We start from the raw sequence: 26,742 nt of genomic DNA, 5'->3' as shown, positions 1-26,742 counted from the left end.
TTATTTTATTTGATCTTTTAAAATATCACCAAGAGTCATAGACATATCATCATTTACAGACTTTAACATCTCTCTTTCTTGTTGTTGCTCTAATCTTTTAATAGATAGTCTTACTCTATTTTTCTTTGTATCAATATTTATTACTACTGCTTCAAGCTCATCACCAATTTTAATCTCTTCAATATTAACTGGTCCAAAATCTTCTGTTCTAATAAGTCCGTCAAGATTATTTTCAAGTTTTATAAATACTCCAAAATCTTTTTTATCTTTAACGCTTCCTTTTACAATATCACCAAGTTTATAGTTATCTTGGAATTTTTTTGCAGGAGATTCAGCTATCTCTTTAATTGAAAGTGAGATATTCTCTTTCTCTTTATCAATTTTGATAATTTTTACTTCAACTTCATCACCTTTTTTGAATAGGTTTTTACACTTATTATTTGGTTCCCAAGATGCTTCTTCATTGTGTAATAATCCATCAACATCACCTAAAGTAACAAATGCTCCAAATTCAGTTAGAGTTGAAACTTTACCTTTTAAAACATCTCCAACTTTGTGTGTTTTAATAAATTTATTAAATGGTTTTTCTTGAAGATTTTTTAAACTTACTCTTAATCTTTTTTTATCAATATCAAGCTCAATAACTTCAACATTAATCTCATCACCAATAGTTAAAATATCTTTTGGATTTTTAATGTTTTTGTTCCATGAAAGTTCAGAGATATGTAAAAGACCCTCTATATCATTTCCTAAATCAACAAATGCACCATAAGATTCAAAGTTAGAAACTGTAACAGTAATTGTATCTCCAACTTCTAATTTATCTTTAATCTCTTCCCATGGATTTGAAAGAGCTGCTTTGATTGATAGGCTTAAGTGTTGTTTTGATTTATCATAAGATAGAACTACAACAGAAACTGTGTCACCTTCATTGTAGTAGTTTGCAGGATTAACAGGACCTTTATAAGAGATTTCATTGTAGTTTACAAGTCCATCAACTCCACCTAAATCAACAAACATTCCATAAGAAGTTATTTTTTTAACAACTCCATCAATTGCATCTTTATTTTCTAAAATTTTTGCAACTTTTTCATCTTTTAAGTTTTTGCTCTCTTCAATTAGTTTTTTTCTTGAAACTATTATTGAACCTTGGTTTTTATTTACTTTAATAACTTTAGCTTTTACGCTTTTCCCGATTGCTCCAATGCTTTTCATAAAAGATTGAGCCATTGGCATAAAGTATTCACAACCATTTTCATCTTCAATAGTAAAACCACCTTTAGGTTTTACAGCTGTTACTTTTCCTTCAATAACTACATCTTCAAAATTTTCACCATGAGCTTTTATGAAGTTGTCAAATTTTTCTCTTTGAATTACTTTTCTATGTGAAATATTTGGTCTTTCACCTCTATTTCCCATAAGCATAACAGGAATTGTATCTCCAACTTTATATTTTAACTCACCATTTACAGTAATTTCATTTAAAGATAAAAGTCCCTCTATTTTTTGACCAACATCAACTAAAACTCTATCATCAGTAATTTCAACAATCACACCATCAACTACAGAGTTATTCTCTGCTTGTTCAAAAGACTCATTAAGCATTTGCTCAAAATCAAAGTCTTCACCTAAATCTATATCTTCCATACGCATTTTGTACCTTCTTGTTTACCAGTTTTTTTTAAAATAGGAAGATTGTACAAAAAAAAGGCTTAAATTATAGTTTAAAGCCCTCTATTTTATTGATAACTTTTTGAATAACCCAATCAGGAGTGCTGGCACCTGCAGTGATTCCACAAAATTTTTTATCTTTAAACCAAGAAATTTCAAGCTCTTGTTCATTTTCTATTAAATATGAATCTTTGCAATTTTCTAAACAAATAGAGTGAAGCTGTTTTGTATTTGATGAACTTTTTCCACCAATTACAATCATAACATCAGCTTTTATTGAAATATCTCTAGCCGCATCTTGGTTTTCAAAAGTTGCATCACAAATTGTATTAAATACTCTAACCTCTTTATTTTTAAGTATTAGTTCATTTACTATTTCTAAATATGTCTCTTTTTTCTTTGTAGTTTGAGCAACACAAGCAATTTTACTCTTTTTGAATTTTAAATTTTTTAAATCTTCTTTGCAAAGAATTATATGAACATCTTCAATATCTGTTGCATAAGACATAACACCTTTAACTTCAGGATGATTTATATCTCCAAAAATAACTATTGAGTAGCCCTCTTTTGACATATTTTTTACAATATTTTGTGGAGTTGTTACAAATGGACAAGTTGCATTTATAACTTTTTTTGTAGTTTTTTTAAGCTCTTTTAACTCATCTTTTGGAATTCCATGAGTTCTAATAATTACAGTATCTTCAGGTTTTACATCACTTAAGTTTGAGTAAAGTCCAACATTGAAATCTTTTTTTAACCTATTAATCTCATCTTCATTGTGAATTAATGGACCCATAGTAGCGCTATTTTCATATTTTTGTGCAATATTTATAGCTCTTTTAACGCCAAAACAAAAACCATAACTACTAGCTAACTCAATTTTCAAAATTTATCCTTAGTATAAAGAGTCTAAAATCTCTTTAAAATTTGGGAATGAAGCATTTATGCACTCTACATCTTCTATATTCATTCCACAAACAAGTCCAGCAATAGCAAAACTCATAGCAATTCTATGATCTCCAAATGAGTCAATTGTTGCAGCTTTAAGTTCTCCTCCAACAATCTCATAACCATCTTCAAACTCTGTATAATTTACACCACAAAGAGCTAAATTATCAACTACAGCTTTTATTCTATCACTCTCTTTTACTCTTAACTCTTTTGCATTTTTTACAAGCGATTTACCATTTGCTAAACTCATTGCAATACTAAGAGCTGGAAGTTCATCTATAAGCCAAGATATCTTTTGGCTTACTTCAACACCATTTAACTCATTTCCAATTACTTCAATATCCCCAATTGGTTCATAAATATTCTCTTTTTCAATATAATTTACTATTGCACCCATTCTTTTTAAAACTTCATAAGCCTCAATTCTTGTTGGATTTAAAGATACATTTTTTATTACAACTCTTGAATTTTTATTAATAGCAGCTGCAACTGCAAAGAAAAATCCACTTGATGGATCTGCAGGTACTGTTATATTCAAAGGTTTTAAATAGTTAGTTAAAGGTTTTATATTAATAAATCCTTCATTATCAGTAAAAATTTCAGCTCCCATACCTTTTAACATTCTCTCAGTATGATCTCTTGTTAATTCATTCTCTTTATAACGACTTACATTAGTAGCTCTTAAAGCTGCTAAAATCATAGCTGATTTAACTTGAGCTGAATCAACTGGAGAAGAGTAAGTAAACGGTTGAAGATTTTTTTCACCTCTAATAAATAGTGGTGCTTTATTACCATTCTCTCTTCCATCAATTTTTGCTCCAATGCTTCTTAGTGGATCAGCAACTCTTTTCATAGGTCTGCTTCTTAAATATTTATCTCCACTTAAAACAAAACTTCCCTCTACGCTTGCTAATAAACCACAAAATAGTCTCATAGCTGTTCCAGAGTTCCCACAATCAAGTACATCATCAGGTTCACTTAGTTTTTTTACAGGAGTAATTTCGATGCTGCTTCCATCTTGAACAATTTTTGCACCAAGTTGCTCTACAATTTTTAAAGTATGTAGAGTATCTTCAGCTAAAAGATAGTTTTTTACATACGAAGTTTTATCAGAAAAAAGTGAAAACATCGCACATCTGTGTGATATTGATTTATCACTTGCTATATTGTCTATAACTACATTAAAAGGCTTTGATAATCTATTGATACAAAAATTTTTCACTTTTTATTCCTTATCTTAAAGTAATATTTAATTTCTCTTTTAAAATATCTAAAATTGAGTTCATAACACCATTTATATCATCATCTTCAAGTGTTTTATCATCACTTTGAAGAGTAAATCTTATTGTTAAACTCTCAAACTCTCCTAGCTTCTCATCACTATAAATATCTATTAAATTAAACTGTTTAATTAGTGGATTATTCAAAGATTTAATAACATCTTTTATTAATTTAAATTCCATATTTTTTGGTGCAATTATGCTTAAATCTTTTCTTGAAGTTTGAAATTTTGAGTATGAAGATACTTTTATTATCTCATTTTTTATTGCATCAAAATCAATTTGTGCAAAAAAAGTATCACTTAAATCATAATCAGTTGCAACACTTGGATGAAGTTTTGATATAAATCCAACAACTTTTTCATCAATTACAATATTTGCACTTTGATATGGATGAATAAATTTATTATCAATATTTGTCATAGTTTCAAGCTCAAATTCACCAACACTATTTAAAACTTTTTTAGCAAATGAAAAGAAGTCAATGTTTTTTGGTTTACCAGCATTTAAAACAGACTCTTGTTCAGCTGCTCCACTAAATATAAATGCAACTTTTTTACTCTCAACTCTATTCTCATCAAAAATAGTTCCAATTTCAAAAAAACTTGCACTTCTAGCACCAGTTTTAAAATTATTTGAACAAGCTTCTACTAAATTTAAAAGAAGAGTTGTTCTATAAGTATTTAACTCTTTTACAATTGGATTTATGAGTTCTAGCTCATCTTTTACGGTTTTAAAACCATATTTTAACAAGCTCTCTTTAGATGTAAATACATAAGTTAAAGTCTCAAAAAAACCATTTTCAATAGCTTTGTATCTAATTTTATTTTTCTTTAAAATATCTTTTGAAGTCTTATTTACTCTGTTTACTTCATCAATTGCTAAAGGTTTTGATTTAATATTATCAATACCAATCATTCTAATAACCTCTTCAGCAATATCTGCAATATTTTTAATATCGTGTCTATATAAAGGAACTTTTACTAAAACAAGATTGTCTACAGAGTCCTTAATCTCAAATCCTAAAGATGATAAAACTCTCTCAATCTCTAATTTATCTATATCTTGCCCAATTATAGAGTTTATTTTTTTTATATTAGTACTAATTGTTGTTTTCTCGAAATCATCTAAAAACTCTTTAGAACCAGCATAAATTGTAACTCCAAATTTAGCTAAATAGTCGCAATAATAATCCATTGCTAACTCGATATCTGGATTACTTCCTCTTGAAGTTTTATAAAAAACATCGCCTGTTTTTATCTTTTTGTCAAATACAAGTTTAGAGATATAATCAGGATTTTGATAAGATGCTTCAATTAAAAAATCTCCACTGCAATCTTTTATATCTTTGTGTTCAACACCAATTGTACTAAGCTCAATCTCATTAGCATAAAAACTATCAAAACCATTTTTATTTTTTTTGATTTCAAATGAGTACAAATCATTTTTAACTTTTGCATCTTTACTATTATATACATTTAAAATTGCACCAATAGAGTGACTTGCATACTCTAATGAATTTTTCATATCAAAGTTTTCTTTATATTTTGATATTGTTGCAACTCTTAAATTTGATAGTAGATCTAACTTAAGAGTTTTTATCTCAATACCTTTATAAATAAGATTAGAGTCTATTTTAGAAACATCTATAGAGAATTTTTGACCTATACTTAAACCTTCAAAATTTGATTGTTTTTCAAAAATATTTAGTGGAATATTATAATATGCACTAAGTTCTCTTGCAACTCCAAGAATACTTAGACAATCACCTCTGTTTGGAGTAAGACCAATCTCAATTACATCATCATTTATAAGTGGATAATCTTTTAACTCTTTTCCTAAAACTAACTCTCCAATTGAGTTATCTAAAACCATTATTCCATCATTTAATTTTGGAAGACCAAGTTCTGTTGAAGAGCATATCATTCCATTTGATTCAACACCTCTTAGTTTTGCTGCTTTTATTTTAAAATCATCACCAAGAACTGCATCAACTGTTGCAACAGCAACAAATTGATTCTCATCTACATTTGAAGCTCCACAAACTATTTGCTCAACTTTTGAACCTATATCAACTTGACAAATATTTAATTTATCTGCATCAGGATGTTTCTCTTTTTTTATAACTTTTCCAACAACAACTTTAGAAGCAACACTTCTTTTTTCAACGCTATCAACCTCTAAACCAATACTATTTAAAGTTTTACATATCTCATCAGTGCTAATTTTTGAGATATTAACAAACTCTTCTAACCATTTTTTTGTAACTATCATTTAAATTGTCCTAATAATCTTGTATCGCTTTCAAATAGTGATCTTAAATCTCCAATATTATGAATTAGCATAGCAAATCTCTCAATTCCTAAACCAAATGCATATCCTGATTTATCTTTATAGTTAACAGCATCAAAAACATTTTGATCTACAACTCCACAACCTAAAACTTCAAGCCAACCAGTTTGTGAACATACACGGCAACCACTACCTTTACAAAATACGCAAGATATATCAACTTCAGCACTAGGCTCTGTAAATGGGAAATATGATGGTCTAAATCTAACTTCAACCTCTCCAAACATATGTTGTAAAAATTCAACCATAACATGTTTTAAATTTGCAAATGAAATTTTATCAGCATCATCTACAACCAATCCCTCTATTTGATGAAACATTGGAGTGTGAGTTATATCAAAATCTCTTCTAAAAACAGTTCCTGGAGCTATCATTCTAATTGGAGCTTTTTGACTTAACATTGTTCTTATTTGAACAGGTGAAGTGTGAGTTCTTAATAGTGTATAATCTTTATTATAAAATGTATCAGCCATATCTCTTGCTGGATGATATTCAGGGAGATTTAAAGCTTGGAAGTTATGAAAATCATCTTCAACCAAAGGACCCTCTTCAACAGCAAAATTTAGATTTAAAAAGTAGTTTATAATTCTATTCATAGTTTCAGAAACAGGATGAACAGAGCCTGAACTAATAGTGTTGTTAAATTTTGTTACATCTATTTTTTCAAGTTCCAATTTTTTATTTAAAAGTTCAAACTCTAATAACTCTTTTTTGCTATCTAAAGCATTTGTTACTTGCTCTTTTTGAAGATTTAGGTTTTGGGCAAAACTTTTTTTCTCTTCATTTGGAATATCCTTCATCTTTGCAAATTCCAAAGTAAGAACACCTTTTTTACCTAAAAGCTCAACTCTAACAGATTCTAACTCTTCAATACTCTTTGAAGACTCAATTTTTTTTATCCAAAGTTCCAATTTTTTTCCTATTCAAATAATCTATAATTTTCTTATAAGCTTGCGATTGTATCTAAAAATTTATTAGAGTTTGGTTATAATCTTAAGGTCTATTTTAAGGAGAGTATATGTGTATTTTTTGCAAAATTGTTAATAAAGAGATACCAAGTAGTGTTGTTTTAGAAGATGATAACTTTTTAGCTTTTCATGATATAAACCCTACTAGAAAAATTCATGTTTTAGTTATTCCCAAAGCTCACTATGAATCATTTGAAGATGTGCCACCAGAAATTATGTGTGATTTAACTATTTTTATAAAAAAAGTTACAAAGAGTTTAAATATTTCAAAAAGTGGTTATAGAATGATTACAAATATTGGGATTGATGGTGGTCAAGAGGTTCCTCACTTACATTTTCACATAATTGGCGGTGAAAAAGTTGGAAGATTAGTTAGAGATAAAAACGATTTATAAATTTATATAAGGAAAAAAGATGAAAAAAGTTTTAAAAGTAGCAGCTATTAGCTCAACTTTACTGTTAAGTGTTGCAAATGCAGATTTTTTAAGAGCTGAAGTTGGAGCTGGTGCTTGGTTTTCAAAATCAAGTGGTAATATAAAAGCAGATAGTTCAGGTTTGTTTGGAATTGACTCATCAAAAGAGAAAACAAAAACAAATATGTATGCGTGGGCTTTGTTTAAGCACTTTGTACCAGTAGTTCCAAACTTAAAAGTAGAGTATTCAAAAGTTGAGAGTATTGGTTTAGCAAATGGAAATTTTAGTGGATATTCTGGTGGAGGAAATGAATCAAAACTTACAATGAAGCAGTTAGATATCATTCCTTATTATAATATTTTAGATAATACTTTTTGGACAACTATTGATTTAGGTGTTGATATAAAAATTATTGATGCACAGTATAGTGTTTCAAATAAGCCTGCAAGTAATGTAACAAAAACTATTCCACTTCCAATGGGATATGCAAGAGCTAGAGTTGAGGTTCCATTCAGTGGTATTGGAATTGAAGCAGATGCTAAATATATAAAATATAGTGATAATTTAGCTTATGATGCAAAAGCTAAAATAGATTATACATTTGATATAACGCCTTTAATTAAACCAGCTATTGAGATAGGGTATAGAGTACAAAAAGTTGAAGTAGATAGACTTGCAGATTTAAAAACAGATTTAGATTTTAAAGGTATTTATGCAGGATTAATGCTTAGATTTTAAGCATAAAAAAGAGTAGATATAAAATCTACTCTTCAAATGAACCAAGATTCATAATTTTTTGATATTTTCTCTCTTGTCTCTCTTTTGGTGATAGCTTTTTAAGCTCTTCAACTGAACTTAAAAAATACTCTTTTAAAGCCATAATAGCCTCATCTTTTTTTCTATGAGCACCAATTAAAGGCTCATTTACAACATCATCTATTAAATTTTGTTGTTTTAAATTATCTGAAGTAATTCTTAAAGCCTGAGCTGCTGTTTCAACTTTTGATGGATCATTCCATAATATTGCACTACACCCTTCAGGTGAGATAACTGCATAAACAGAGTATCTCATCATAGCTAATTTATCAGCAACAGAAATAGCTAATGCTCCACCACTACCACCTTCTCCAATTACAACTGAAACAGTTGGAGTAGTAAGATTCGCAAACTCGTAAAGATTCTTAGCAATTGCCTCACTTTGATTTCTCTCTTCAGCTCCAAGGCCTGGATATGCACCTGGAGTGTCAACTAGCATCAAAATTGGAACTTGAAACTTCTCTGCCATTAAAGCAGCTCTTAGAGCTTTTCTATATCCCTCAGGACTAGGCATACCAAAGTTTCTTTTTAACTTTTCTTTAGTTCCTCTACCTTTTTGTTCACCGATAATTAAAACTCTTTGATTATCAATAAATCCAAAATAGCAAACAATTGCATGATCATCAACATAGTGTCTATCTCCATGAACTTCATAAGCATCTGTTAAAAGTCCATTTATATAATCAAGAGCATATGGTCTATCAGGATGCCTTGCAAGTTGAAGTTTTTGGTAGTCATTTAAATTTTTAAAAGTCTTTTCAACCTCTTTTTCAAGTTTTTTTTCTAAAATCTCAATAGCAGGTTCATCAGCTTTTGTTCTAGCGATTACTATCTCCTCTTCGATTTTTCTAATTTTTTCTTCAAATTCCAGATATGTTGCCAATATTTTTTCCTTAAAAAAGTGTCTACTTTTAAATTTTTATTTTACTTTGTAAACTTTTTAAAAATTACAGAAGCATTTGTTCCACCAAAACCAAAGTTATTTGACATAACAGTAGTTAACTCAATTTTTCTAGCTACATTTGGTACAACATCTAAATCGCAATCAGGATCTTGGTTTTCAACATTTATAGTTGGAGGAATAATCCCTTCATTTAATGCTTTTATTGTCATAATTGCTTCAATAGCACCAGCAGCACCTAAACAGTGACCAATTTGTCCTTTAATTGAAGATACAAGTGGACTTTTCTCTTTTCCACCAAATAGCTCTTTTATTGCTGCTGTTTCATTTTTATCCCCAACAGGAGTTGAAGTTCCATGAGTATTAATATAGTCTATTTTTGGATATTCTCCGCTGTTTGCTTTTACCATCTCAAATGCAGCTTGCATTGCTCTTAATGGACCATCAATAACAGGTGAAGTTATATGATTTGCATCACCACTCTCTCCAAATCCAATTATTTCACAATATATTTTTGCACCTCTTTGTAGTGCACTATCAAGTGACTCAATAACTAATGCACCAGCACCTTCTCCCATAACAAAACCATCTCTACCCGTATCAAACGGTCTTGAAGATTTTTTAGGCTCATCATTTCTTGTAGATAGTGCTTTCATAGCGGCAAATCCACCAACTCCAGCTCCACAAACTGCACTTTCAGCTCCAACAACTAATATTCTATCAGCACCATTTAATGCAATAGTTTTATAAGCATCACAAATTGCATGAGTAGATGCAGCACAAGCTGTAACATGTCCTAAAGATGGACCTTTTAAGTTATGTTCAATAGATATAAATCCACTTAACATATTAGCTAATGAAGATGGTATAAAAAATGGAGATATTTTTCTTGAACCTCTTGTGTCACAAATTGTAGAATTTTTTTGAATTGTACTTAAACCACCAATTCCAGAAGCTGAAATTATTCCAAATCTATTTGCTATAGATTCATCTACTTTTTTGTTTTCACTAGTAACAAAACCACTATCAATCATAGCTTCAAGAGCAGCTTTAATACCTAGTTGAATAAATCTATCAGCTTTTTTTACCTCTTTTTTATCCATTACAGTTTCAGGATCAAAGTTTTTAACCTCTCCTGCAATTTGTACTGTAAAATCACTTGCATCAAATAGTGTTATTGTGTCAATACCACAAACACCATTTTTTATAGCTTCAAAAGACTCATTTACACTGTGTCCTGTAGAATTTATAGTACCAAGCCCTGTAATTACAACTCTCTTCATAAAATATGCTCCATTTTTTGATTTTAAATTATTCAATCTTTTAAGTTTAAAAAACTCAATAATAAAAAAATGAAAGATTTCTCTTTCATCTTCCTAACAACGCAAAAATTATGCGTTGTTTTCGATGTATGCTATTGCATCACCAACAGTTAAAATTTTCTCAGCTTCTTCATCTGGAATTTCGATATCGAATTTCTCTTCAAGAGCCATTACAAGTTCTACTACATCTAGTGAATCTGCTCCTAAATCTTCAATGAATTTTGAATCCTCTTTAACCTCTGCTGGATCGCAATCTAATTGCTCAACAACAACTGCTTTTACATCATCAATTAATGCCATTTTTTATTCCTTTTTTAAAATTGTCCCAAAATTATACCAAAAAAGTTTAAAAAAACTTTTAAAACAGAAAAATAAGTTCAAATAAAATATTTTAAACGTATAATCCACCATTTACTTTTAATATTTCACCTGTGATATATGATGAGTGATCACTTAGTAAAAATGCTACCGCATCTGCAATTTCACTTGGATTTCCAAATCTTGAAAGAGGAATATTTTTTTCATACTCTGCTTTTACTTCAGCTTTTAATAAATCTGTCATATCTGTTTGAATAAATCCTGGAGTTATTGCATTGTATCTAATATTTCTACTAGCTGCTTCTTTTGCAAATGATTTTGTCATAGCATTTAATCCACCTTTTGAAGCTGAATAGTTTGCTTGACCAGCATTTCCCATCTCTCCTACAATTGAAGATATATTCACAACAGCACCAAATCTTTTTTTACCCATAACTTTTAAAGACTCTCTACACCCTATAAAAGCTGAAGTAAGATTTGCATCAATTACAGATGTAAAATCTTCAACACTCATTCTAAGAGCTAATTTATCTTTTGTAATTCCAGCATTATTTACTAAGTATGCTAGTTCACCATCGCTATCAACAATAGTTTTAATAGCATTTACAAACTCATCTTCAACACTAACATCAGCTTTTATAATTGCTGCTGTTCCACCAGCTTTTTCAATAGCCTCTTTCACAGCTTCAGCTTCTTCAATTTTACTTCTATAATTTATCCAAACTTTTAAACCATAGCTTGCTAAATTCTTTGCAATTTGGGCACCTATACCTTTGCTTGCACCTGTTATTAAAACATTTTTTCCACTAAATTTCATATTTTTATCCTTTTAATTTTATACATAATCGATTATTATAACAATATTTAGTTTATATTAAACTCCTCTTTTATTATCCCACAATCTAATATGTAATCTATCTGAATATTTAAATCCATATTTAATTGCAAGATTTACAACATTTTTTGAATTTTTATCAATGGCTTTAGAACTATCACCAAGTGGCATTAAATATACTTCACACTTTGGAATATCTTTTAAAATATCCTCTATCTCATCTATTGCTTTTTCTAAAAAATCATCTCCAATAACAAATTTCAAATAAGACTCTTTTGTATTTGTTAAAATTTTTGTTAATGTAGATTTATTAACTCTTTTCTTTAAAGGTTCTAAAGAGTTGCTTAGTTTTACACTCATTGAAAATATAATTTTTTTTTGATACTCATCTTTGAAATCTATATTTAAAGATCCATTTGTCTCAATTGTAACTCTTTGATTTTTATTAATATAATGTTTTATCAGATTTTGAAACTCTTGATTATTCCAATATAAAAGTGGCTCACCGCCTGTAATTACTACATCAACACTATTTTTATAACTATAATTTTCAAGAAGTTTATTAGTAACATTTACTATATCAAGATGATTTTCATAACTTTTCCAACTATCTTTAAACTCCATATCAACAGCATAGTAAGAGTCACAAGCACACTTTTTAACTCCACTTGGAGTTTCATATAAAACATTAAATCCAACACATTTAAAATTACATTTTCCAAATCTAATAAATATTGAAGGAGAGCCAATTAATTTTCCCTCTCCTTGAATAGTTGGTCCAAAAATCTCATTAACTTCTAGCATAAAATGTACTTTTACTCTTTGGAGTTTCCAAAAACTCTATTTTTGAAACTTTTATATTTAATTTATCCATTTTTTCTTGAACAATTTTTAAAAGCCAAGCTGAAATATTTTCACTTGTTGGAACAAAATCAACAATAATATAACTCTCATAAAGCTCTAATAACTCATTTTCAAAATTTGTTAAATCTACTGTTTTGTAACCCTCTTTAAAACTTATTAAATCTTTTTTATCTATATTTGGAAGTAGAGTTTTAAATAGTGGATCATTTATATCTATTATAAACTTATGATCAATAACATCATCTAAAAATTTTTTAAACCAATTTAAGTGTTTAAAATCTGTAACCATTCCACTTTTTAGAGTATCAGACTTTAGATATACAATTGCTTTTCCTTGGTGTCCATGAAGATGCCTACACATTAAGCAGCTATCAAGTGAGAATTCAACATTTAATGATTGTGACCAAACTCTATGACCATAACAAAAGTCAAACTCTTTTGAAATTTCCCACATTTAACTCTCCTTGTATGGTATTAAATCTTTTTGATTTGCCTCTTTAAATCCATTTAATCGAAGCCTACAAGAGTCACAAACTCCACAAGCTTTATCTTCTTCTTTGTAGCAAGACCAAGTAAGTTCTAGTGGAACATTTAATTTTATAGCTTCTTCTACAATTTGAGCTTTACTTAAATGAACAAGAGGAGTTATTATCTCTATTTTAGTATCCTCTTTTGTCCCTTCATTTATAGCATTTTGCATTTTTTGAATAAAACTATCACTACAATCTGGATAACCTGAACTATCCTCTTGCACAACTCCAATATACATGGTACTTGCTTCTTCTTTTTCAGCAATTGCACTTGCGATACTTAAAAAAATACCATTTCTAAATGGAACATAAGTAATTGGAACAACACCTTTTTCAATCCCATCTACTGGTACATCTATTGTTTTATCAGTTAAAGCACTAGCTCCAATTTGAGAAAAAAATGGAATATCAATCTCATATTTATTTAAAACATTTAACTCTTTACAAATATCTCTAAATGCCTTTAATTCTCTATCTTGAGTTCTTTGTCCATAATTAAAATGAACTGCAATTAAATCATAATTACTATTTTTTGCTATATAAGAGCTAAGTGTTGAGTCCATTCCTCCACTTAAAATTACAACTGCTTTTTTCTTTAAATTATTATTCATATATTAAAAAATCCTTTTATTTCTAAAAAATGTATGAAGTATTGGAAATATAAACTTATTATAAGTTGGATATAATAGCAAAAATTTTTAAAAGTGAGATAAACCTATATGGAATTGATGCAAAGTGCAATTACAACACATATTTATGCGATATATATTTTTTTAGGAATAATGTTATTTAATTTATACTCTGTTATGACAAAAAAAGATTTTATATCTTTGGCAAAAAAATTAAAATTTATGACACCAATATATCATTTGAGCAATGCAATTGTAATTTACACAGGAACAATAGTTGCTTTTTATGCTCATCATTTTAGTGTTACAATTGCTTTAATGATTCCAGCTTCAATCTTTTTGCTTGTAATTGAGATAAAAAGATATAAGAAACAAAGGGTTATAAAAGTTGCAGATATAAAACTTCAAGAAGATTTTTATATTTATGCAAAGAAGATTTATATTATTGAAATTGCAGTTTTATTAGCTGTCTATACTATTAGCAAAGTATTTTAATGCAGTTTGTTTATGATAAATCTTCAAAAAATGAGATCTTAGAGCTAGTTGATGAAAACTACAACTATATAATAAAAGCAAGAAGACATAAAATAGATGATGAGATATATTTTAGAAACTTAGAAGATGATTTTATATATTTGTATAAAATTGTAGAGATAAATAAAAAAAGTGCAACTTTAACTTTAGTAAATAGTGAAAAAAAAGTTATAGAAAATAGTAGAAAACTGCATCTAGTTTGGTGTGTTGTTGATCCAAAAACAGTTGAAAAAAGTATATCTTCACTAAATGAAATAGGTGTTGATAAGATAACTTTTGTATATAGTGATTTTTCTCAGAAGAATTTTAAAATAAATATTGAAAAATTAAATAAAATATTAATTAACTCATCAAGTCAATGTGGAAGAAGTAGTATTGTAAAACTTGAAATCTCTAAAACACTAGATAGTTTTTTAACACAAAATCCAAAATCATATATTCTTGATTTCTCAAATAACTTTATAGATGATAAAAAAGATGAAATAGATACTTTAGTTATTGGTTGTGAAGGTGGATTTTCAAAAAGAGAAAAGGGTAATTTTAATAAAGATTTTGTTGTAGGTTTTAATTCTAATTTGATTTTAAGATCAGAAACTGCAATTGTAAGTGCAGCATCAAAAATATTGTTATAAAAGAGTATCTCTACTCTTTTATAATTTTTACCAATTTCTAACTATTGAGTGACAGTTAGAACATGCATTTAGCATATCTGAATAAGAGTTTGCAGCTTTAATATAAGCTTTATTTTTTAAACTCTCTTCAAGTTCAACAACATCTAAAGCAATTCTTTTTGATGCATTTTCTGCAATATTTACCATATGTTTTTTGTTTTCTGGTAGATACTTAGCAATTAATTTTTTATCAGAAAAAAGGTCATTTCCCTCTTTTACAAGTTTATTTCCCTCTTTAATTAAATCAAGATTATTATTTAAAAAACCTTTTTGAATTAGGTTCATACCTTTTTCCATAACTGACATTGATTTTTGCATTGAATCACTAGCATTTAAAAATGTAGTAACAAAAGTCGCAATAAATAGTAGTTTTAATAATTTCATTTACTCTCTCCTAATTTAGAAGGATGTTCTTAATGAACATCTCTCCATAGTTTTGCTTTCCATAAGAATGCAATAATTGCAAAAATTACAAAATAGATTAAAAATTTAGGTCCTAACTCTTCTCTTTCTGCTTTTTTAGATGCACCAATCTCTTCCATATATTGAATAACTTGCTCTTGAGCCTCTTGTGTTAAACCAACTCTTGGCATTGCTGTACCTTCAAGTAGCTTTTGAGGATCATTGATAAATTTACCTAAATAATCAGGTCCTCTACTAATTATATATTGAGATAAATCAGGAGGAAGTTTTCCCATATAGTTTTTAATATTTTCATCTGGTGTAAATGCACTCATAGTTCCATTTTGCATATCAGCATATTTTAAACCATGACATCTTTGACAAGAATCAACAAAAACCTCTTTGTTTGTCATCTCTTTTGGAGCAATTGATTGTAAATATGCAACCATATCAGCAATCTCTTGAGAACTCATCCAGTCATATCCTGGCATTGGATGAACTTTTCCATCTTCAAATTTATGTGAAACTTTAGATGCAAGTGCTGGATTTTTGATAAATCCTACTAAAAACTCTTTTGTATAAATTTTTCCAGAGCTTCCTAAATCAGGAGTTGCAACACCATAAGCTGCTGCTGTTGTTGCATTATCCATAATTTGAGGGAAACCTTGAGATTCAATACTATGACAAGCTGTACAGTTTGAAGTTACAAGAATTTGACCATTTGCAACATCTCCTTTTGCTTCAATAGCCTCTTTGCTACTTGCCCAAAATTCATTTATTGTTTTCTCAAATTCAATAGCTTTTGCTAAATCAGCTTTTGCACCATTTATAGCTTTTTCGTCTCCACCTTTAACAGCTTCATCTAAAGCTTTTTGAGCTTTTTCTATTGACTCTTTTGAAGTCTGTGCATCTGCTTGAACTAAATCAAAATTAGGATTTGATACAGCTGGATGCATTTGTGAGTGAGCAAAAGGCTCAACTCCCCAGTAAGTAATAAGAGTTAATACTACTACTACTGCTAATATTTTTAATTCTCTCATGTCTTATCCTCTTCTTTTTTGATCTAGTTTTGTAATTACTGGAAGTAGAATAAACAGTAATATAAATATAACAGCTGCGAAGAATCCTACCCATGCATTAGCACCTGTTGGAGGAAGTTTTCCATAAACTGTTAATACAATTAAATCTGCAACTAAAATCCAGAACCAAATGAAGAATAGTGGTCTTTTGTGAGCTGGTAAAATTTTATTATCTCTATCTAACCAAGGAAGTACAAAGAAAATACCATTTGCAAATGCAAATGCAATTAAACCAAGATCAAATGCTTTAATTCCAGCAATATCAAAGAAGAATCCTCTTAAAACTTCATACGACCATAAGAAATACCACTCAGGATAGATATGAGCTGGTGTTACCATTGGGTCAGCTGGATCAAAGTTTACAGGATCCATAGCAAAACTATAATGGAAGAATACTAAGTAGAAGTAGAATATTAAGAATACTCCAAGAACTGCTAAATCTTTTGATATAAAGATTGGCCAGAAAGGAATAACTTTTGACTCTTTTTTATTTCCAGCTAAATATTTTTCAGCTTCAGCATCAAAATCAATCTCATCAGATGATTGATTATTTACGTGAGGAATTCTTAGTGTATAGAAGTGTAAACCAATTAAACCCATAATAACTATTGGTAATAAGAATACATGTAACATAAAGAATCTTGTAAGTGTTGCATCAGCAACATTAAAGTCTCCTCTAATCCAAACAACTAGTGCATCCCCGATAACAGGAACTCCACCAAATAAGTTTGTAATAACCATAGCAGCCCAATAAGACATTTGTCCCCAAGGAAGCATATATCCAGAGAATCCAGCAGCACTAAATGTAACAAATAGTAACATACCTGAAATCCAAATCATCTCTCTACCTTGTTTATATGAACCGTAGTAGATACCTGTAAGCATATGAATATATATAAGTAGGAATACAACAGAAGCTGCAACACCATGAATATGTCTAAATAGCCAACCAAAAGCAACTTCTTGCATAATTGTATAGTTTACTGAATCAAATGCTAAATTGATGTCAGGCTTGTAGTACATCATTAAGAATAATCCAGAAACAACTAAAATAGTAAATGTAGTAGCTAATAAAACTCCCATTGCCCATAAGAAGTTAATATCTTTTGGAATCCAATACTCAGTCATCATAACTTTGTTAATAGCTTTTACATTTAATCTTTGGTCTAACCACTCACCAACAGAGTTAGCTTTTTCAAATTTTGCCATCTATTGCTCCTTATGCCATCATCGCTTCAGCGATTTTTTTATATTCAGGTCCTTCATTTCCAAGAACTAAAGTATTTCCCTCAACTTCAAATGGTGGTAAATCAAGTGGTCTTGGTGGTGGTCCAAAAGTTTGTTGTCCACTTGCATTAAACACTCCACCATGACATGCACATTTCCACTCATTTTTTTTCCATGCAGGAATACATCCAAGATGAGTACAAAGACCTATAGCAACAGTAAATCTATCATTTCCTACTACTAAATCTCTTTTATTATCTTCCATATCTGCAGTTTTTTTCAAAACAAAGATAGGTTTCCCTCTCCAAGTAAATGTTTCTGGTTCTCCTGCTTTTAATGCACTCAAATCAATTTTTGTGAATCCACCAGCTAAAACGCTAGGAAGTGGATCCCACACCTTTTTCATACCATAAAGAGACGCGGCTCCACCCACTGCAGCAACTGCTACAAATGAGTAACCAATAAAATCTCGTCTATTTGTATTGTTAGACATATTTGGCTTCCTTTTTTTAAAATTAGAATCAGGCTAGATTTTAGTATAAAGAATCTTAAGAGTTATTGATTTGTATCAAAATTTAAATGAAAGATTAACGAAATGTGTAGAAGAGTAAGATTATTTTATTTTTTATAATTATTAGAAAATCTTATGATTTTCTAATAAATTTTATTATTTCAGATTCAATATTCTCTTTATTTATTACTAAAGAGTGATTTATTTTGGCATTAAAAAGATTTTTAATAGATTGAGGTAAATTAGCACCAAATTTTGTACTAATCTCTTCTAAAGCCTCTTTATCACTATATTTATGAGAGTCTTGCTTTAAAGCATTTAAAACCGTTGGTGAAAATTTTGTCCACTCAGCTGTTGAGTATATTACAGTTTTTAGTGGTTTTTCTCTTAGGTCATTGTAAGCTTTTATACAAGTTGCTGTATGAGGATCCATTAAATATCCAGCATCTAAAAACTCTTTTATAGTTTTGTTACCAAATGAATCATTACTAAAAGTAGCACTAAAATATTTTTGTAGCTCTTTTGTCTCATTTTGAGTCATTGTAAATATATTATTTTTATTTAAATCTTCCATTAACTCTTTTGTTCTCAAGCTACCAAATAGATCAAAAATTACTCTTTCTATGTTTGAAGATTTTAAGATATCCATAGCTGGAGATTTTGTAAGTTTTAGAGCTTTATCTCTGATATCATAAACTCCTGTGTTTATCCATTGTGTTAAAATATTATTTTCATTTGATGCAACTAAAAGTTTCTCTATACAAAGCCCCATTTTTTGTGCATAATAGGCTCCAAGAACATTTCCAAAATTACCACTAGGAACTACTAAATAAATTTTTTCACCATTTTTAATAGCATTTTGACGAATAAGTTCTAAATATGACCAGAAGTGATAGATTATTTGAAAAATAATTCTTCCAAAATTAACACTATTTGCAGCACTTAATTTAATATCATCTTTTTCCAACTCTGCTTTAAAACTACTTGAAGCTAAAAGATATTTTAGAGCATTTTGTGCATCATCAAAGTTTCCTTTTATTCCTAAAACTTTTAGATTTTCTCCATCTTCACAAACCATTTGAAGCCTTTGAACATCAGAAGTTCCTCCATCTGGATATAGACAAACAACTTGAATATTCTTTTTATTTCTAAAAGTATTTAAAGCAGCTGGTCCTGTATCTCCAGATGTTGCTGCTAGTATTAGGTAGTTTTCACTTCTTTTTTGTGCAATAGAGCTAAAAATACTTCCAAAAGGTTGAAGTGCCATATCTTTAAAAGCCCTTGTTGGACCATGATACTGTTCATTTACATATAAATCATCTTTAACTTTTACAACAGGACTTGGATTTAAAGGATTATCAAAATTATCATATAAATCAAGTGCTTTTTGTATTTCACTATCATCAATATCTATTTCAAAAGCTTTTAAAATATCAAATGCAAGCTCTTTATAGCTTTTGTTTAAGTGACTTTCAATAAAATTATCACCTAAATTTGGTAAATCTTTTGGTACATAAAGTCCACCAAAAGAGCTACTTGGATTTAAAATAGCTTCACTAAAACTAACTTCTAGTGGTTTTACTCCATCATTTCCTCTAGTCTCTATAAAATTCATTACTCTATTCCTTTTAATTATCTAACAATTTTTTAATATCTACGCCATTATTTGGATTATCAACTCTAATAAACTGAGTTCCAATACCATCATTTGTAAATAGTTCAAGTAATATTGAGTGTTCAACTCTACCATCTATAATATGTGCTTTATTTACACCATTATGAATAGCCTCTATACAAGAATCAACCTTTGGAATCATTCCACCTGCAATTGTTCCATCTTTTTTAAATATCTCAACACTTTGTTTATCTAAAGTTTGTATTAGCTCACCACTTTTATTTAAAACACCAATAGTATCTGTTAAAAATATTACTTTTTGAGCTTTAACTGCCATTGCAATTTTACAAGCAGCTACATCGGCATTTATATTATATCCAGGGTGATTTGGCTCATCACTATTTGCTATTGGAGCAATTACTGGAATAAACCCCTCATTTATTAGTTTAAAAAGCATTTCACCATTAACTGAAGTTATATCTCCAGTGTATCCTAAAGCTCCATTATCTTTTGCAACAGCACTAATAAGATTTGAATCTTTTCCTGATATTCCAATTGCCTTTGCACCGTGATAGTTTAATAGCGAAGAGATATTTTTATTTATCTCTCCACTTAAAACCATCTCAACAACTCTCATGCTATCTTTGCAAGTAACTCTATATCCATCTTTAAAAGATGATGGAATTTCAAGTTTTGTTAAAAGCTCTGTAATTCTTGCTCCTCCACCGTGAACAACAATAGGTTTTATTCCTAAAAGTGTTAATAAAACAATATCTTGTGCAAATTTATCTTTTAAATCATCACTTGTTTGTGCACTTCCACCATATTTAATTACAACAACTTTTCCATAAAATTTTTTAAAGTATGGAATAGCATCAATTAGAGTTTGAACTTTTTGATTTGCTTGAGCCAATTTTTACTCCTTAGAGATTTTAAAGCTTTGATTATATCTTAAAATCGCTTTTAAAAAAGAATTATAGTAAAATCTATTTATGGAAAAATATTTAGCATTAAAAGCAAGTGCAGGAAGTGGAAAAACTTTTGCACTAACTGTTCGATACATTACACTACTTTTATTGGGTGCAAAACCAAATGAGATTTTAACTTTGACTTTTACAAATAAAGCTGCAGCTGAAATGAGTCAAAGAGTTTTAAATACTTTGCAAACTTTAGGAGATGATAAATCTTATTTAGGTGAGATTTCAAGAGTTTCAAACTTAAGTGAAGATGAGATTTTAAGTAAAAAAAAGAGTCTATTAAATCTATTTTCAAACTCTAGTTTAAGTATATATACAATTGATAAATTTGTAAATAAGATTTTAAAAGAGTTTGGTGGTTATGCTGGAATAAGTGATGATTTTGAGATTTTAAGTGATGATGAGGAGCTTTTAGGTTATCACTTTTTAAACTCTTTAGATGAAAGTAGTTTCAAAGATTTGGTTGATTTTTCACTATATGAGGGTAAAAAATTTAACTCTTTATTTACTTTGTTTAAAAGCTTAATAGAAAAAAATGAAGAGTTTGATACTTTAGAGATTGATTCCTCTTTAATTGATTTATTAAAAGATGAGATTTTAAAATGCTCTTTTAAAATAAAAGAGCATTTTTTAAATTGTAGTGAAGCAAGTAGTAGTGCAATAAAGGCAGTTGATTTTACAAATTTTGAAGAGCTATTTTTAAAAACTTGGATACAAAAAGATAGTTTATTTGATTACTCATATTTTAAAAAGTGTGCAAATGAGACTATAAATAATGAGTTTTTAAATTTAAAAGAGCTTTTCTTTAAATATTACAAAGTAAGAGCTAGTTATAGCTTAAGTAAAATTTTTAAACTTTTTAATAAGTTTAAAGAGTTTAAATTTGAATTTAATAAAAGAAAAAACTACTATGAATTTAACGATATTTCAAATATGGTTTATATGCTTTTAAATTCAAAAATAGATAGAGACTTTTTATATTTTAGACTCGATAGTAACTATAATCACATATTAATAGATGAGTTTCAAGATACATCAATTTTGCAATATAATATATTAAAACCACTAATAGAAGAGATAATTTCAGGAAATAGCGAAAAATTTAAGACATTTTTTTATGTTGGAGATCCAAAACAGAGCATTTATAGATTTAGAGGTGGAAATAAAGAGCTTTTTGATTATGTATTAAAACAAAATAGTCAAATATCTTTAAATAGTTTAAATACAAACTATAGGTCAAACAAAGTTGTAGTTGATTTTGTAAACTCTGTTTTTACAAAATTGGATAACTTTGATTATGAAGTTCAAAATAGTATAAAAGATGGTGGCTTTGTTGAGGTTATTGAAGATGATAGTTTAGAACTTGATGATAAATTTTTAAATATATCAAAAAAGATTGAAGAACTTTTAGATAGTGGAATAAATCAAAGTGATATTGCAATTTTATGTTATACAAATAGTGATGTTTTAAATCTATATTACTATTTAAAAAAGGTTTTACCAAATATAAAAATAAGTACAGATATGAGTTCAAAACTTATAAATGCACAAAATGTAAAAGCAGTAATAAACTTAATAAAATATCTCTATTTTAAAGAGGAGATTTACAAAGAGAATTTTAATGCAATTATTGGGAAAAATATTAATAGCTCTTTGGATACAAATTTTGAATTTAAAGAAAAGAGTGTTGAAGAGATTATTTTTTTCCTAGCAAACTCTTTTGAGTTGTTAGATGATAATGTAGTAAAACTAATGCAAGATACAACTAAATTCAAAAATATAGTTGAATTTATTTATGGAATTGACAAGCTTGAAAGTAGTATTGAAAATAGTGAAAATAGTGGAGTGCAAATATTAACAATCTTTAAATCAAAAGGTTTAGAGTTTCAAACTGTTATTTTACTAGATAGAATAAAAAGAAAAAATCATGATAGAAGTTCATTTTTATTTAGTTATAAAAATATGCAAATAGATAAAGTTTTTTATAAAATTGCTGGTTTAGAGAGTTTTGATAAAGAGTATGAAAAGGCTTTAGAAAAAGAGAAAAGTCTATCTTTGGATGATGAAAAAAATGTTTTATATGTAGCATTAACTAGAGCTAAATCAAATTTAATTGTATTTAAGAAAACAAAATCATCTGTATTTGATATTTTAAATTTAAAATCTTACAAAGATGGAACTTTAGAAAAAAGTAGCGAGAAAAAAGTTGATAAAAGTGTTGAAAAAATAGAGTATTCTGCTTTATTTCTTGGTAAACAAGTGCAAAAAATTAAAGTGGATTTAAATCTAGGAGATGATTATTTAAAAGCAAAATATTTAGGATTGGCAACGCACTACACTTTAGAGATGATGAATGATTTTACAAAAGATGATTTAGATTACTCATTACAACTATCAAAAAGTAGATATTTAACTTACTTATCTATTGAAGATTTTAAAATTATTGAAAAAAGAGTTGAGCTTTTAATACAAAATAGTCAATTTTTGAACTTAGTAAATAACTCTTTAAAAGTTCACGAACAATCTTTAATGTACAAAAATGAGTTAAAAATAGTAGATTTATTATTATATAAAGATAGTTTTTACACAATTATAGATTATAAAACTACAAGTGATATTTTATCAAGTCATAAAATACAAGTAAACTATTATAAAAAGGCTATTAGTGATATTTTTAAGACAGAAAATGTAAAAGCTTATTTAGTATATTTAAAAGAGAGTGGTATAGATTTAATAGAGGTTTAATTGCATAAAAAAAGGTAAGATAGAAACTATCTTACCTTTTTTGTAGACTAAGAAAAAATCTTAGTGCTCTTCTTCCATCATAATAGATCCAGCTATATAAACATAAGTTAGGATACTAAAAATAAATGCTTGTAAAACACCCATTATTGTTAAAAGGAAGAAACCAGAGATTGGCACTATCCATGGAGTAAGCATTAATAGAACCATTAAGAACATATCATCTCCTCTTACAGAACCAAACAACCTGAAAGATAGAGAAACAATTCTTGAGAAGTGAGAAATAATCTCAATTGGGAACATTAAAGGAGCTAATATTGGCATAGGTCCCATAAAGTGTTTAAAATAGTTTACAAAACCATTTTTCTTAATCCCCAAATAGTTGTAATAAACAAAAACAATTAAAGCCAAAGCAGCTGTAAAGTTAATGTTACTTGTAGGAGCTTCAAATCCTGGGATTACTCCAATCATATTACTAACAAAGATGATTAATGCTAAAGAACCAATTAGTGGCATATAAATTCTTGCATTTTTATCTCCCATAGAGTCTCTACCCATAGCAACAATACCACCAACAAATGCTTCCATAACATTTTGACTACCAGTTGGAACTAATTGAAGTTTTCTAGTAGCAAATCTTGAAACTCCAAATACAATTAGAATAACTAAAACAAAGTGAGATAAAATTATCCACACTTGGTCGTGTCCACCGATAGAACCTAAAAATGTAAACAGTCTTCCTTCCATTTTTTTCCTTTTTTCTTTTCTACAATTACTAAATTATGCGAGGATTATAATATTTGTTTTCTAAAATCTTTATAAATATAAAAAATTAATCTAAATTTGTTTAAATCTAAATCCCTCTTGTTTCAATTTTTCACTTATTTGCTCTTGATGCTCTTTTCCTTTTGTCTCTAAGGCAATTGTTACATGTGCTTCACCAAACTCTAATTTTAAAGAGTTTCTATCAAAATCAATTTGAACTATATTTGCAGAACATTTTGTAAATAGTTCTGTTAGTTTCATTAAAGCACCTGGTTTGTCCATAAGTGTAACGATTAGATTCATTTTTCTATGAGATTTTATTAAACCTTTTTCAATGATTAGTGAAAGCATTGTAACATCAATATTTCCACCACTAACAACTGCACAAACTTTTTTTCCAGCTATATCAACTTTATCATGCATAATTGCTGCAACACTAACAGCTCCTGCACCTTCAACCATCAATTTATGTTTTTCAAGTAAAAATAAAATTGCATTTGCAGTCTCATTATCACTAACTTCAATTATCTCATCAACATACTCCAATATAATATCAAGAAGTTTTGGAGTTACATCTCTTACGGCAATTCCATCAGCAATTGTTCTAACACTACTTGAATCAATTGGCATTCTAGCTTCAAAAGACTCTTTCATTCCTTTTGCACCGCTTGCAACAACTCCTGTTATTTTTATATTTGGATTTATACTTTTTGCTGCAATTGCAATACCAGAAATCAATCCACCACCACCAATTGGTACAATAATTTGATCAATATTTTCTATTGATTCTAAAATCTCTAAGGCAATAGTTCCTTGACCAGCAATGACTTCATCATCAGCAAATGGATGAACAAACTCTTTGTTATTATCTTTTGCAAATTTTATAGCACTTGCGTATGCCTCATCAAAATTCTCACCTGTTAAAACAACATTTGCTCCATAAGATTTAACTCCTATCACTTTTGTAAGAGGTGTTGCTTCTGGCATAAAAATAGTTGCAACACAACCAAAATATTGAGCTGCAAAAGCTAATCCTTGAGCATGATTTCCAGCACTTGCAGCTACAACACCAGCTTCTCTTTTTGCACTATCAAGCATTGCAACTTTGTTAAATGCACCTCTTAATTTAAAGCTTCCAGTAATTTGAAGGTTATCCTCTTTTAAATATATTTGAGCATTTTTTTCTTTGCTTAAAATTGGAGCTTTCATAAGTGGTGTTTTTGATATTGTATTTTCTAGCCTTTTTTTGGCATCTTTTATATCGTTTAGTGTAATCATTTGGCATCTTTTTTTAAAATTTTGTGCAAATTCTAACGAAATTTGATTAAAGAGTAGTTTTTACATAGATAGTATTATTTAAAATATATATAAAAATAGAGTCAAATCGACTCTATTTTTTATTTTTAGCTATTTTTTACAATTTTTACAGCTTCAACCATATTTTTAAGACTCTCTTTAACTTCTGGCCATTTTCGAGTTTTTAATCCACAATCTGGATTTATCCATAACTGCTCTTTTGGTAAAACTTCAATTAATGCTTTAATTTGATTTACCATCTCTTGCACACTTGGAACTCTAGGACTATGAATATCATAAATTCCAGGTCCTATTTCTTGTTTATAGTTTACATCTTTAAAGATTTTTAAAAGTCTATTTCCACTACGTGCTGTTTCAATAGAGATAACATCAGCATCCATAGCTTCAATAGTTTTTATAATATCATTAAATTCACTATAACACATATGTGTGTGAATTTGAGTATTAGCTTTTGCGCTACTTACACTTAAACGGAAGTTTTCAACTGCCCAATTTTCATAAGCTTTTATATTTTCAGCTCTTAAAGGATAACCCTCTTTAAATGCAGCTTCATCAACTTGAATCATCTTAATTCCAGCATTTTGTAAATCATCAACTTCTTTATTAATACAAAGTGCAATTTGTTTTGTTACTTCATTTCTTGGAATATCGTCTCTTACAAATGACCAATTTAAAATTGTAACAGGTCCTGTTAACATTCCTTTCATAACTTTAGAAGTTTTACTTTGAGCATATTTAATCCAAAGAACTGTCATAGCATTTGGTCTTGAAACATCACCAAAAATAACAGGTGGTTTTACACATCTACTTCCATATGATTGAACCCAAGCATTTTGTGTAAATGCAAAACCTTCCAATAATTGTCCAAAATATTCAACCATATCATTTCTTTCAGGCTCTCCGTGAACTAAAATATCAAGTCCGATTTCTTCTTGAAATGCTACACAATCATCAATATATTTTTTTATTTGAGTTTCATACTCTTCTTTTGAAATTAAATTTGCTTTATAATTCTTTCTATTCTCTCTAATTTCAGGTGTTTGAGGAAATG

The 26,742-nt window shown here is 28.7% G+C and carries 26 protein-coding genes; 5 read left to right on the top strand and 21 right to left on the bottom strand.

Features of this window, described 5'->3' with window-relative positions; all coding sequences use genetic code 11:
* The 5 genes from WC168_RS02665 to pheS all read right to left on the bottom strand — a co-directional run bounded on the left by WC168_RS02665 (position 1) and on the right by pheS (position 7,165).
* Positions 1 to 1,653: a 30S ribosomal protein S1 gene (locus WC168_RS02665; protein WP_320340466.1), complete on the bottom strand. Its 1,653-nt coding sequence runs from the start codon at positions 1,651 to 1,653 to the stop codon at positions 1 to 3.
* A gap of 64 nt (positions 1,654 to 1,717) precedes the next feature.
* Positions 1,718 to 2,557, bottom strand: a complete 840-nt coding sequence (locus tag WC168_RS02660; RefSeq protein ID WP_066162785.1) for a 4-hydroxy-3-methylbut-2-enyl diphosphate reductase — start codon at positions 2,555 to 2,557, stop codon at positions 1,718 to 1,720.
* A gap of 9 nt (positions 2,558 to 2,566) precedes the next feature.
* The gene (gene aroA / locus WC168_RS02655) at positions 2,567 to 3,844 is read right to left on the bottom strand and encodes a 3-phosphoshikimate 1-carboxyvinyltransferase (protein WP_372617391.1); all 1,278 of its coding nucleotides are present in this window, start codon (positions 3,842 to 3,844) and stop codon (positions 2,567 to 2,569) included.
* A gap of 10 nt (positions 3,845 to 3,854) precedes the next feature.
* Positions 3,855 to 6,176, bottom strand: coding sequence for a phenylalanine--tRNA ligase subunit beta (gene pheT, locus WC168_RS02650; RefSeq protein ID WP_372617389.1), 2,322 nt, complete (start codon positions 6,174 to 6,176; stop codon positions 3,855 to 3,857).
* Positions 6,173 to 7,165 (bottom strand): phenylalanine--tRNA ligase subunit alpha, encoded by a 993-nt coding sequence (gene pheS, locus WC168_RS02645; protein ID WP_066162776.1) that lies wholly within the window; start codon positions 7,163 to 7,165, stop codon positions 6,173 to 6,175. Before pheS ends, pheT begins: the two co-directional genes overlap by 4 nt.
* Positions 7,166 to 7,272: 107 nt before the next feature.
* On the opposite strand from pheS, the gene WC168_RS02640 reads away from it, so the two are divergent.
* Both WC168_RS02640 and WC168_RS02635 read left to right on the top strand, forming a co-directional pair.
* Positions 7,273 to 7,617: a histidine triad nucleotide-binding protein gene (locus WC168_RS02640; RefSeq protein WP_066162773.1), complete on the top strand. Its 345-nt coding sequence runs from the start codon at positions 7,273 to 7,275 to the stop codon at positions 7,615 to 7,617.
* Positions 7,618 to 7,636: 19 nt separating this feature from the next.
* Complete coding sequence (locus WC168_RS02635) at positions 7,637 to 8,374, top strand: TIGR04219 family outer membrane beta-barrel protein (RefSeq protein WP_372617387.1); 738 nt, start codon at positions 7,637 to 7,639, stop codon at positions 8,372 to 8,374.
* Between the two features lie 25 nt (positions 8,375 to 8,399).
* On the opposite strand, the gene accA is transcribed toward WC168_RS02635, so the two are convergent.
* From accA to queC, 7 genes are all read right to left on the bottom strand, one after another.
* Positions 8,400 to 9,335, bottom strand: coding sequence for an acetyl-CoA carboxylase carboxyl transferase subunit alpha (gene accA, locus WC168_RS02630; RefSeq protein ID WP_279133338.1), 936 nt, complete (start codon positions 9,333 to 9,335; stop codon positions 8,400 to 8,402).
* A 41-nt stretch (positions 9,336 to 9,376) separates the two neighbouring features.
* Complete coding sequence (locus WC168_RS02625) at positions 9,377 to 10,636, bottom strand: beta-ketoacyl-ACP synthase II (RefSeq protein WP_372617384.1); 1,260 nt, start codon at positions 10,634 to 10,636, stop codon at positions 9,377 to 9,379.
* A 108-nt stretch (positions 10,637 to 10,744) separates the two neighbouring features.
* Positions 10,745 to 10,975 carry an acyl carrier protein gene (gene acpP, locus WC168_RS02620; protein ID WP_066162759.1) on the bottom strand — a complete coding sequence of 77 codons (231 nt, stop codon included), beginning with the start codon at positions 10,973 to 10,975 and terminating at the stop codon, positions 10,745 to 10,747.
* 91 nt (positions 10,976 to 11,066) lie between these two features.
* Positions 11,067 to 11,810, bottom strand: a complete 744-nt coding sequence (fabG, locus tag WC168_RS02615; RefSeq protein ID WP_372617382.1) for a 3-oxoacyl-ACP reductase FabG — start codon at positions 11,808 to 11,810, stop codon at positions 11,067 to 11,069.
* Positions 11,811 to 11,867: 57 nt separating this feature from the next.
* Positions 11,868 to 12,632: a 7-carboxy-7-deazaguanine synthase QueE gene (locus tag WC168_RS02610; protein WP_372617380.1), complete on the bottom strand. Its 765-nt coding sequence runs from the start codon at positions 12,630 to 12,632 to the stop codon at positions 11,868 to 11,870.
* On the bottom strand, positions 12,619 to 13,146 hold the full coding sequence (locus tag WC168_RS02605) for a 6-carboxytetrahydropterin synthase (protein WP_372617378.1): 528 nt from the start codon (positions 13,144 to 13,146) through the stop codon (positions 12,619 to 12,621). The genes WC168_RS02610 and WC168_RS02605 overlap by 14 nt, the downstream gene beginning before the upstream one ends.
* On the bottom strand, positions 13,147 to 13,833 hold the full coding sequence (gene queC, locus WC168_RS02600) for a 7-cyano-7-deazaguanine synthase QueC (RefSeq protein WP_372617376.1): 687 nt from the start codon (positions 13,831 to 13,833) through the stop codon (positions 13,147 to 13,149).
* 108 nt (positions 13,834 to 13,941) lie between these two features.
* On the opposite strand from queC, the gene WC168_RS02595 reads away from it, so the two are divergent.
* Both WC168_RS02595 and WC168_RS02590 read left to right on the top strand, forming a co-directional pair.
* Positions 13,942 to 14,346, top strand: coding sequence for a hypothetical protein (locus WC168_RS02595; RefSeq protein WP_066162747.1), 405 nt, complete (start codon positions 13,942 to 13,944; stop codon positions 14,344 to 14,346).
* A complete protein-coding gene (locus WC168_RS02590; RefSeq protein WP_372617374.1) occupies positions 14,346 to 15,017 on the top strand; it encodes a 16S rRNA (uracil(1498)-N(3))-methyltransferase in 672 nt (223 codons plus the stop codon). The genes WC168_RS02595 and WC168_RS02590 overlap by 1 nt, the downstream gene beginning before the upstream one ends.
* A gap of 27 nt (positions 15,018 to 15,044) precedes the next feature.
* Here WC168_RS02590 and WC168_RS02585 read toward each other — a convergent pair whose 3' ends face one another.
* The 6 genes from WC168_RS02585 to argB all read right to left on the bottom strand — a co-directional run bounded on the left by WC168_RS02585 (position 15,045) and on the right by argB (position 20,803).
* A complete protein-coding gene (locus WC168_RS02585) occupies positions 15,045 to 15,440 on the bottom strand; it encodes a hypothetical protein (protein WP_320340475.1) in 396 nt (131 codons plus the stop codon).
* Between the two features lie 29 nt (positions 15,441 to 15,469).
* Positions 15,470 to 16,498 carry a c-type cytochrome gene (locus WC168_RS02580; protein WP_372617371.1) on the bottom strand — a complete coding sequence of 343 codons (1,029 nt, stop codon included), beginning with the start codon at positions 16,496 to 16,498 and terminating at the stop codon, positions 15,470 to 15,472.
* Positions 16,499 to 16,501: 3 nt separating this feature from the next.
* Positions 16,502 to 17,746 carry a cytochrome bc complex cytochrome b subunit gene (locus tag WC168_RS02575; protein WP_066352730.1) on the bottom strand — a complete coding sequence of 415 codons (1,245 nt, stop codon included), beginning with the start codon at positions 17,744 to 17,746 and terminating at the stop codon, positions 16,502 to 16,504.
* A gap of 10 nt (positions 17,747 to 17,756) precedes the next feature.
* Positions 17,757 to 18,257: a Rieske 2Fe-2S domain-containing protein gene (locus tag WC168_RS02570; protein ID WP_066162731.1), complete on the bottom strand. Its 501-nt coding sequence runs from the start codon at positions 18,255 to 18,257 to the stop codon at positions 17,757 to 17,759.
* 151 nt (positions 18,258 to 18,408) lie between these two features.
* Positions 18,409 to 19,890 carry a threonine synthase gene (gene thrC, locus WC168_RS02565; RefSeq protein WP_372617368.1) on the bottom strand — a complete coding sequence of 494 codons (1,482 nt, stop codon included), beginning with the start codon at positions 19,888 to 19,890 and terminating at the stop codon, positions 18,409 to 18,411.
* Positions 19,891 to 19,903: 13 nt separating this feature from the next.
* Positions 19,904 to 20,803 (bottom strand): acetylglutamate kinase, encoded by a 900-nt coding sequence (gene argB, locus WC168_RS02560; RefSeq protein WP_372617366.1) that lies wholly within the window; start codon positions 20,801 to 20,803, stop codon positions 19,904 to 19,906.
* A gap of 79 nt (positions 20,804 to 20,882) precedes the next feature.
* Between argB and WC168_RS02555 the strand changes: the two genes are divergently transcribed.
* Positions 20,883 to 23,612 carry a RecB-like helicase gene (locus WC168_RS02555; protein ID WP_372617363.1) on the top strand — a complete coding sequence of 910 codons (2,730 nt, stop codon included), beginning with the start codon at positions 20,883 to 20,885 and terminating at the stop codon, positions 23,610 to 23,612.
* Positions 23,613 to 23,672: 60 nt separating this feature from the next.
* Here WC168_RS02555 and WC168_RS02550 read toward each other — a convergent pair whose 3' ends face one another.
* From WC168_RS02550 to metE, 3 genes are all read right to left on the bottom strand, one after another.
* Positions 23,673 to 24,356 (bottom strand): F0F1 ATP synthase subunit A, encoded by a 684-nt coding sequence (locus WC168_RS02550; RefSeq protein WP_066162718.1) that lies wholly within the window; start codon positions 24,354 to 24,356, stop codon positions 23,673 to 23,675.
* A 90-nt stretch (positions 24,357 to 24,446) separates the two neighbouring features.
* Positions 24,447 to 25,652 (bottom strand): threonine ammonia-lyase, encoded by a 1,206-nt coding sequence (ilvA, locus tag WC168_RS02545; RefSeq protein WP_066162713.1) that lies wholly within the window; start codon positions 25,650 to 25,652, stop codon positions 24,447 to 24,449.
* A gap of 125 nt (positions 25,653 to 25,777) precedes the next feature.
* The coding region (metE, locus tag WC168_RS02540) for a 5-methyltetrahydropteroyltriglutamate--homocysteine S-methyltransferase (RefSeq protein ID WP_372617360.1) at positions 25,778 to 26,742 on the bottom strand (965 nt) is incomplete at its 5' end.

Source organism: Aliarcobacter sp. (genome assembly GCF_041672065.1).
GTDB lineage: Bacteria > Campylobacterota > Campylobacteria > Campylobacterales > Arcobacteraceae > Aliarcobacter > Aliarcobacter skirrowii.
Note: the sequence above shows the minus strand (reverse complement) of the source record. Positions and strands in the feature narration are given on the sequence as shown.

Excerpts from the sequence above, each read along its gene's own strand:
- WC168_RS02665 (WP_320340466.1), bottom strand. The coding sequence starts at position 1,653 with ATGCGTATGGAAGATATAGATTTAGGTGAAGACTTTGATTTTGAGCAA.
- pheT (WP_372617389.1), bottom strand. The coding sequence starts at position 6,176 with ATGATAGTTACAAAAAAATGGTTAGAAGAGTTTGTTAATATCTCAAAA.
- WC168_RS02640 (WP_066162773.1), top strand. The coding sequence starts at position 7,273 with ATGTGTATTTTTTGCAAAATTGTTAATAAAGAGATACCAAGTAGTGTT.
- WC168_RS02635 (WP_372617387.1), top strand. The coding sequence starts at position 7,637 with ATGAAAAAAGTTTTAAAAGTAGCAGCTATTAGCTCAACTTTACTGTTA.
- WC168_RS02625 (WP_372617384.1), bottom strand. The coding sequence starts at position 10,636 with ATGAAGAGAGTTGTAATTACAGGGCTTGGTACTATAAATTCTACAGGA.
- acpP (WP_066162759.1), bottom strand. The coding sequence starts at position 10,975 with ATGGCATTAATTGATGATGTAAAAGCAGTTGTTGTTGAGCAATTAGAT.
- fabG (WP_372617382.1), bottom strand. The coding sequence starts at position 11,810 with ATGAAATTTAGTGGAAAAAATGTTTTAATAACAGGTGCAAGCAAAGGT.
- WC168_RS02610 (WP_372617380.1), bottom strand. The coding sequence starts at position 12,632 with ATGCTAGAAGTTAATGAGATTTTTGGACCAACTATTCAAGGAGAGGGA.
- WC168_RS02605 (WP_372617378.1), bottom strand. The coding sequence starts at position 13,146 with ATGTGGGAAATTTCAAAAGAGTTTGACTTTTGTTATGGTCATAGAGTT.
- queC (WP_372617376.1), bottom strand. The coding sequence starts at position 13,833 with ATGAATAATAATTTAAAGAAAAAAGCAGTTGTAATTTTAAGTGGAGGA.
- WC168_RS02595 (WP_066162747.1), top strand. The coding sequence starts at position 13,942 with ATGGAATTGATGCAAAGTGCAATTACAACACATATTTATGCGATATAT.
- WC168_RS02590 (WP_372617374.1), top strand. The coding sequence starts at position 14,346 with ATGCAGTTTGTTTATGATAAATCTTCAAAAAATGAGATCTTAGAGCTA.
- WC168_RS02585 (WP_320340475.1), bottom strand. The coding sequence starts at position 15,440 with ATGAAATTATTAAAACTACTATTTATTGCGACTTTTGTTACTACATTT.
- WC168_RS02580 (WP_372617371.1), bottom strand. The coding sequence starts at position 16,498 with ATGAGAGAATTAAAAATATTAGCAGTAGTAGTAGTATTAACTCTTATT.
- WC168_RS02575 (WP_066352730.1), bottom strand. The coding sequence starts at position 17,746 with ATGGCAAAATTTGAAAAAGCTAACTCTGTTGGTGAGTGGTTAGACCAA.
- WC168_RS02570 (WP_066162731.1), bottom strand. The coding sequence starts at position 18,257 with ATGTCTAACAATACAAATAGACGAGATTTTATTGGTTACTCATTTGTA.
- thrC (WP_372617368.1), bottom strand. The coding sequence starts at position 19,890 with ATGAATTTTATAGAGACTAGAGGAAATGATGGAGTAAAACCACTAGAA.
- WC168_RS02555 (WP_372617363.1), top strand. The coding sequence starts at position 20,883 with ATGGAAAAATATTTAGCATTAAAAGCAAGTGCAGGAAGTGGAAAAACT.
- WC168_RS02550 (WP_066162718.1), bottom strand. The coding sequence starts at position 24,356 with ATGGAAGGAAGACTGTTTACATTTTTAGGTTCTATCGGTGGACACGAC.
- ilvA (WP_066162713.1), bottom strand. The coding sequence starts at position 25,652 with ATGATTACACTAAACGATATAAAAGATGCCAAAAAAAGGCTAGAAAAT.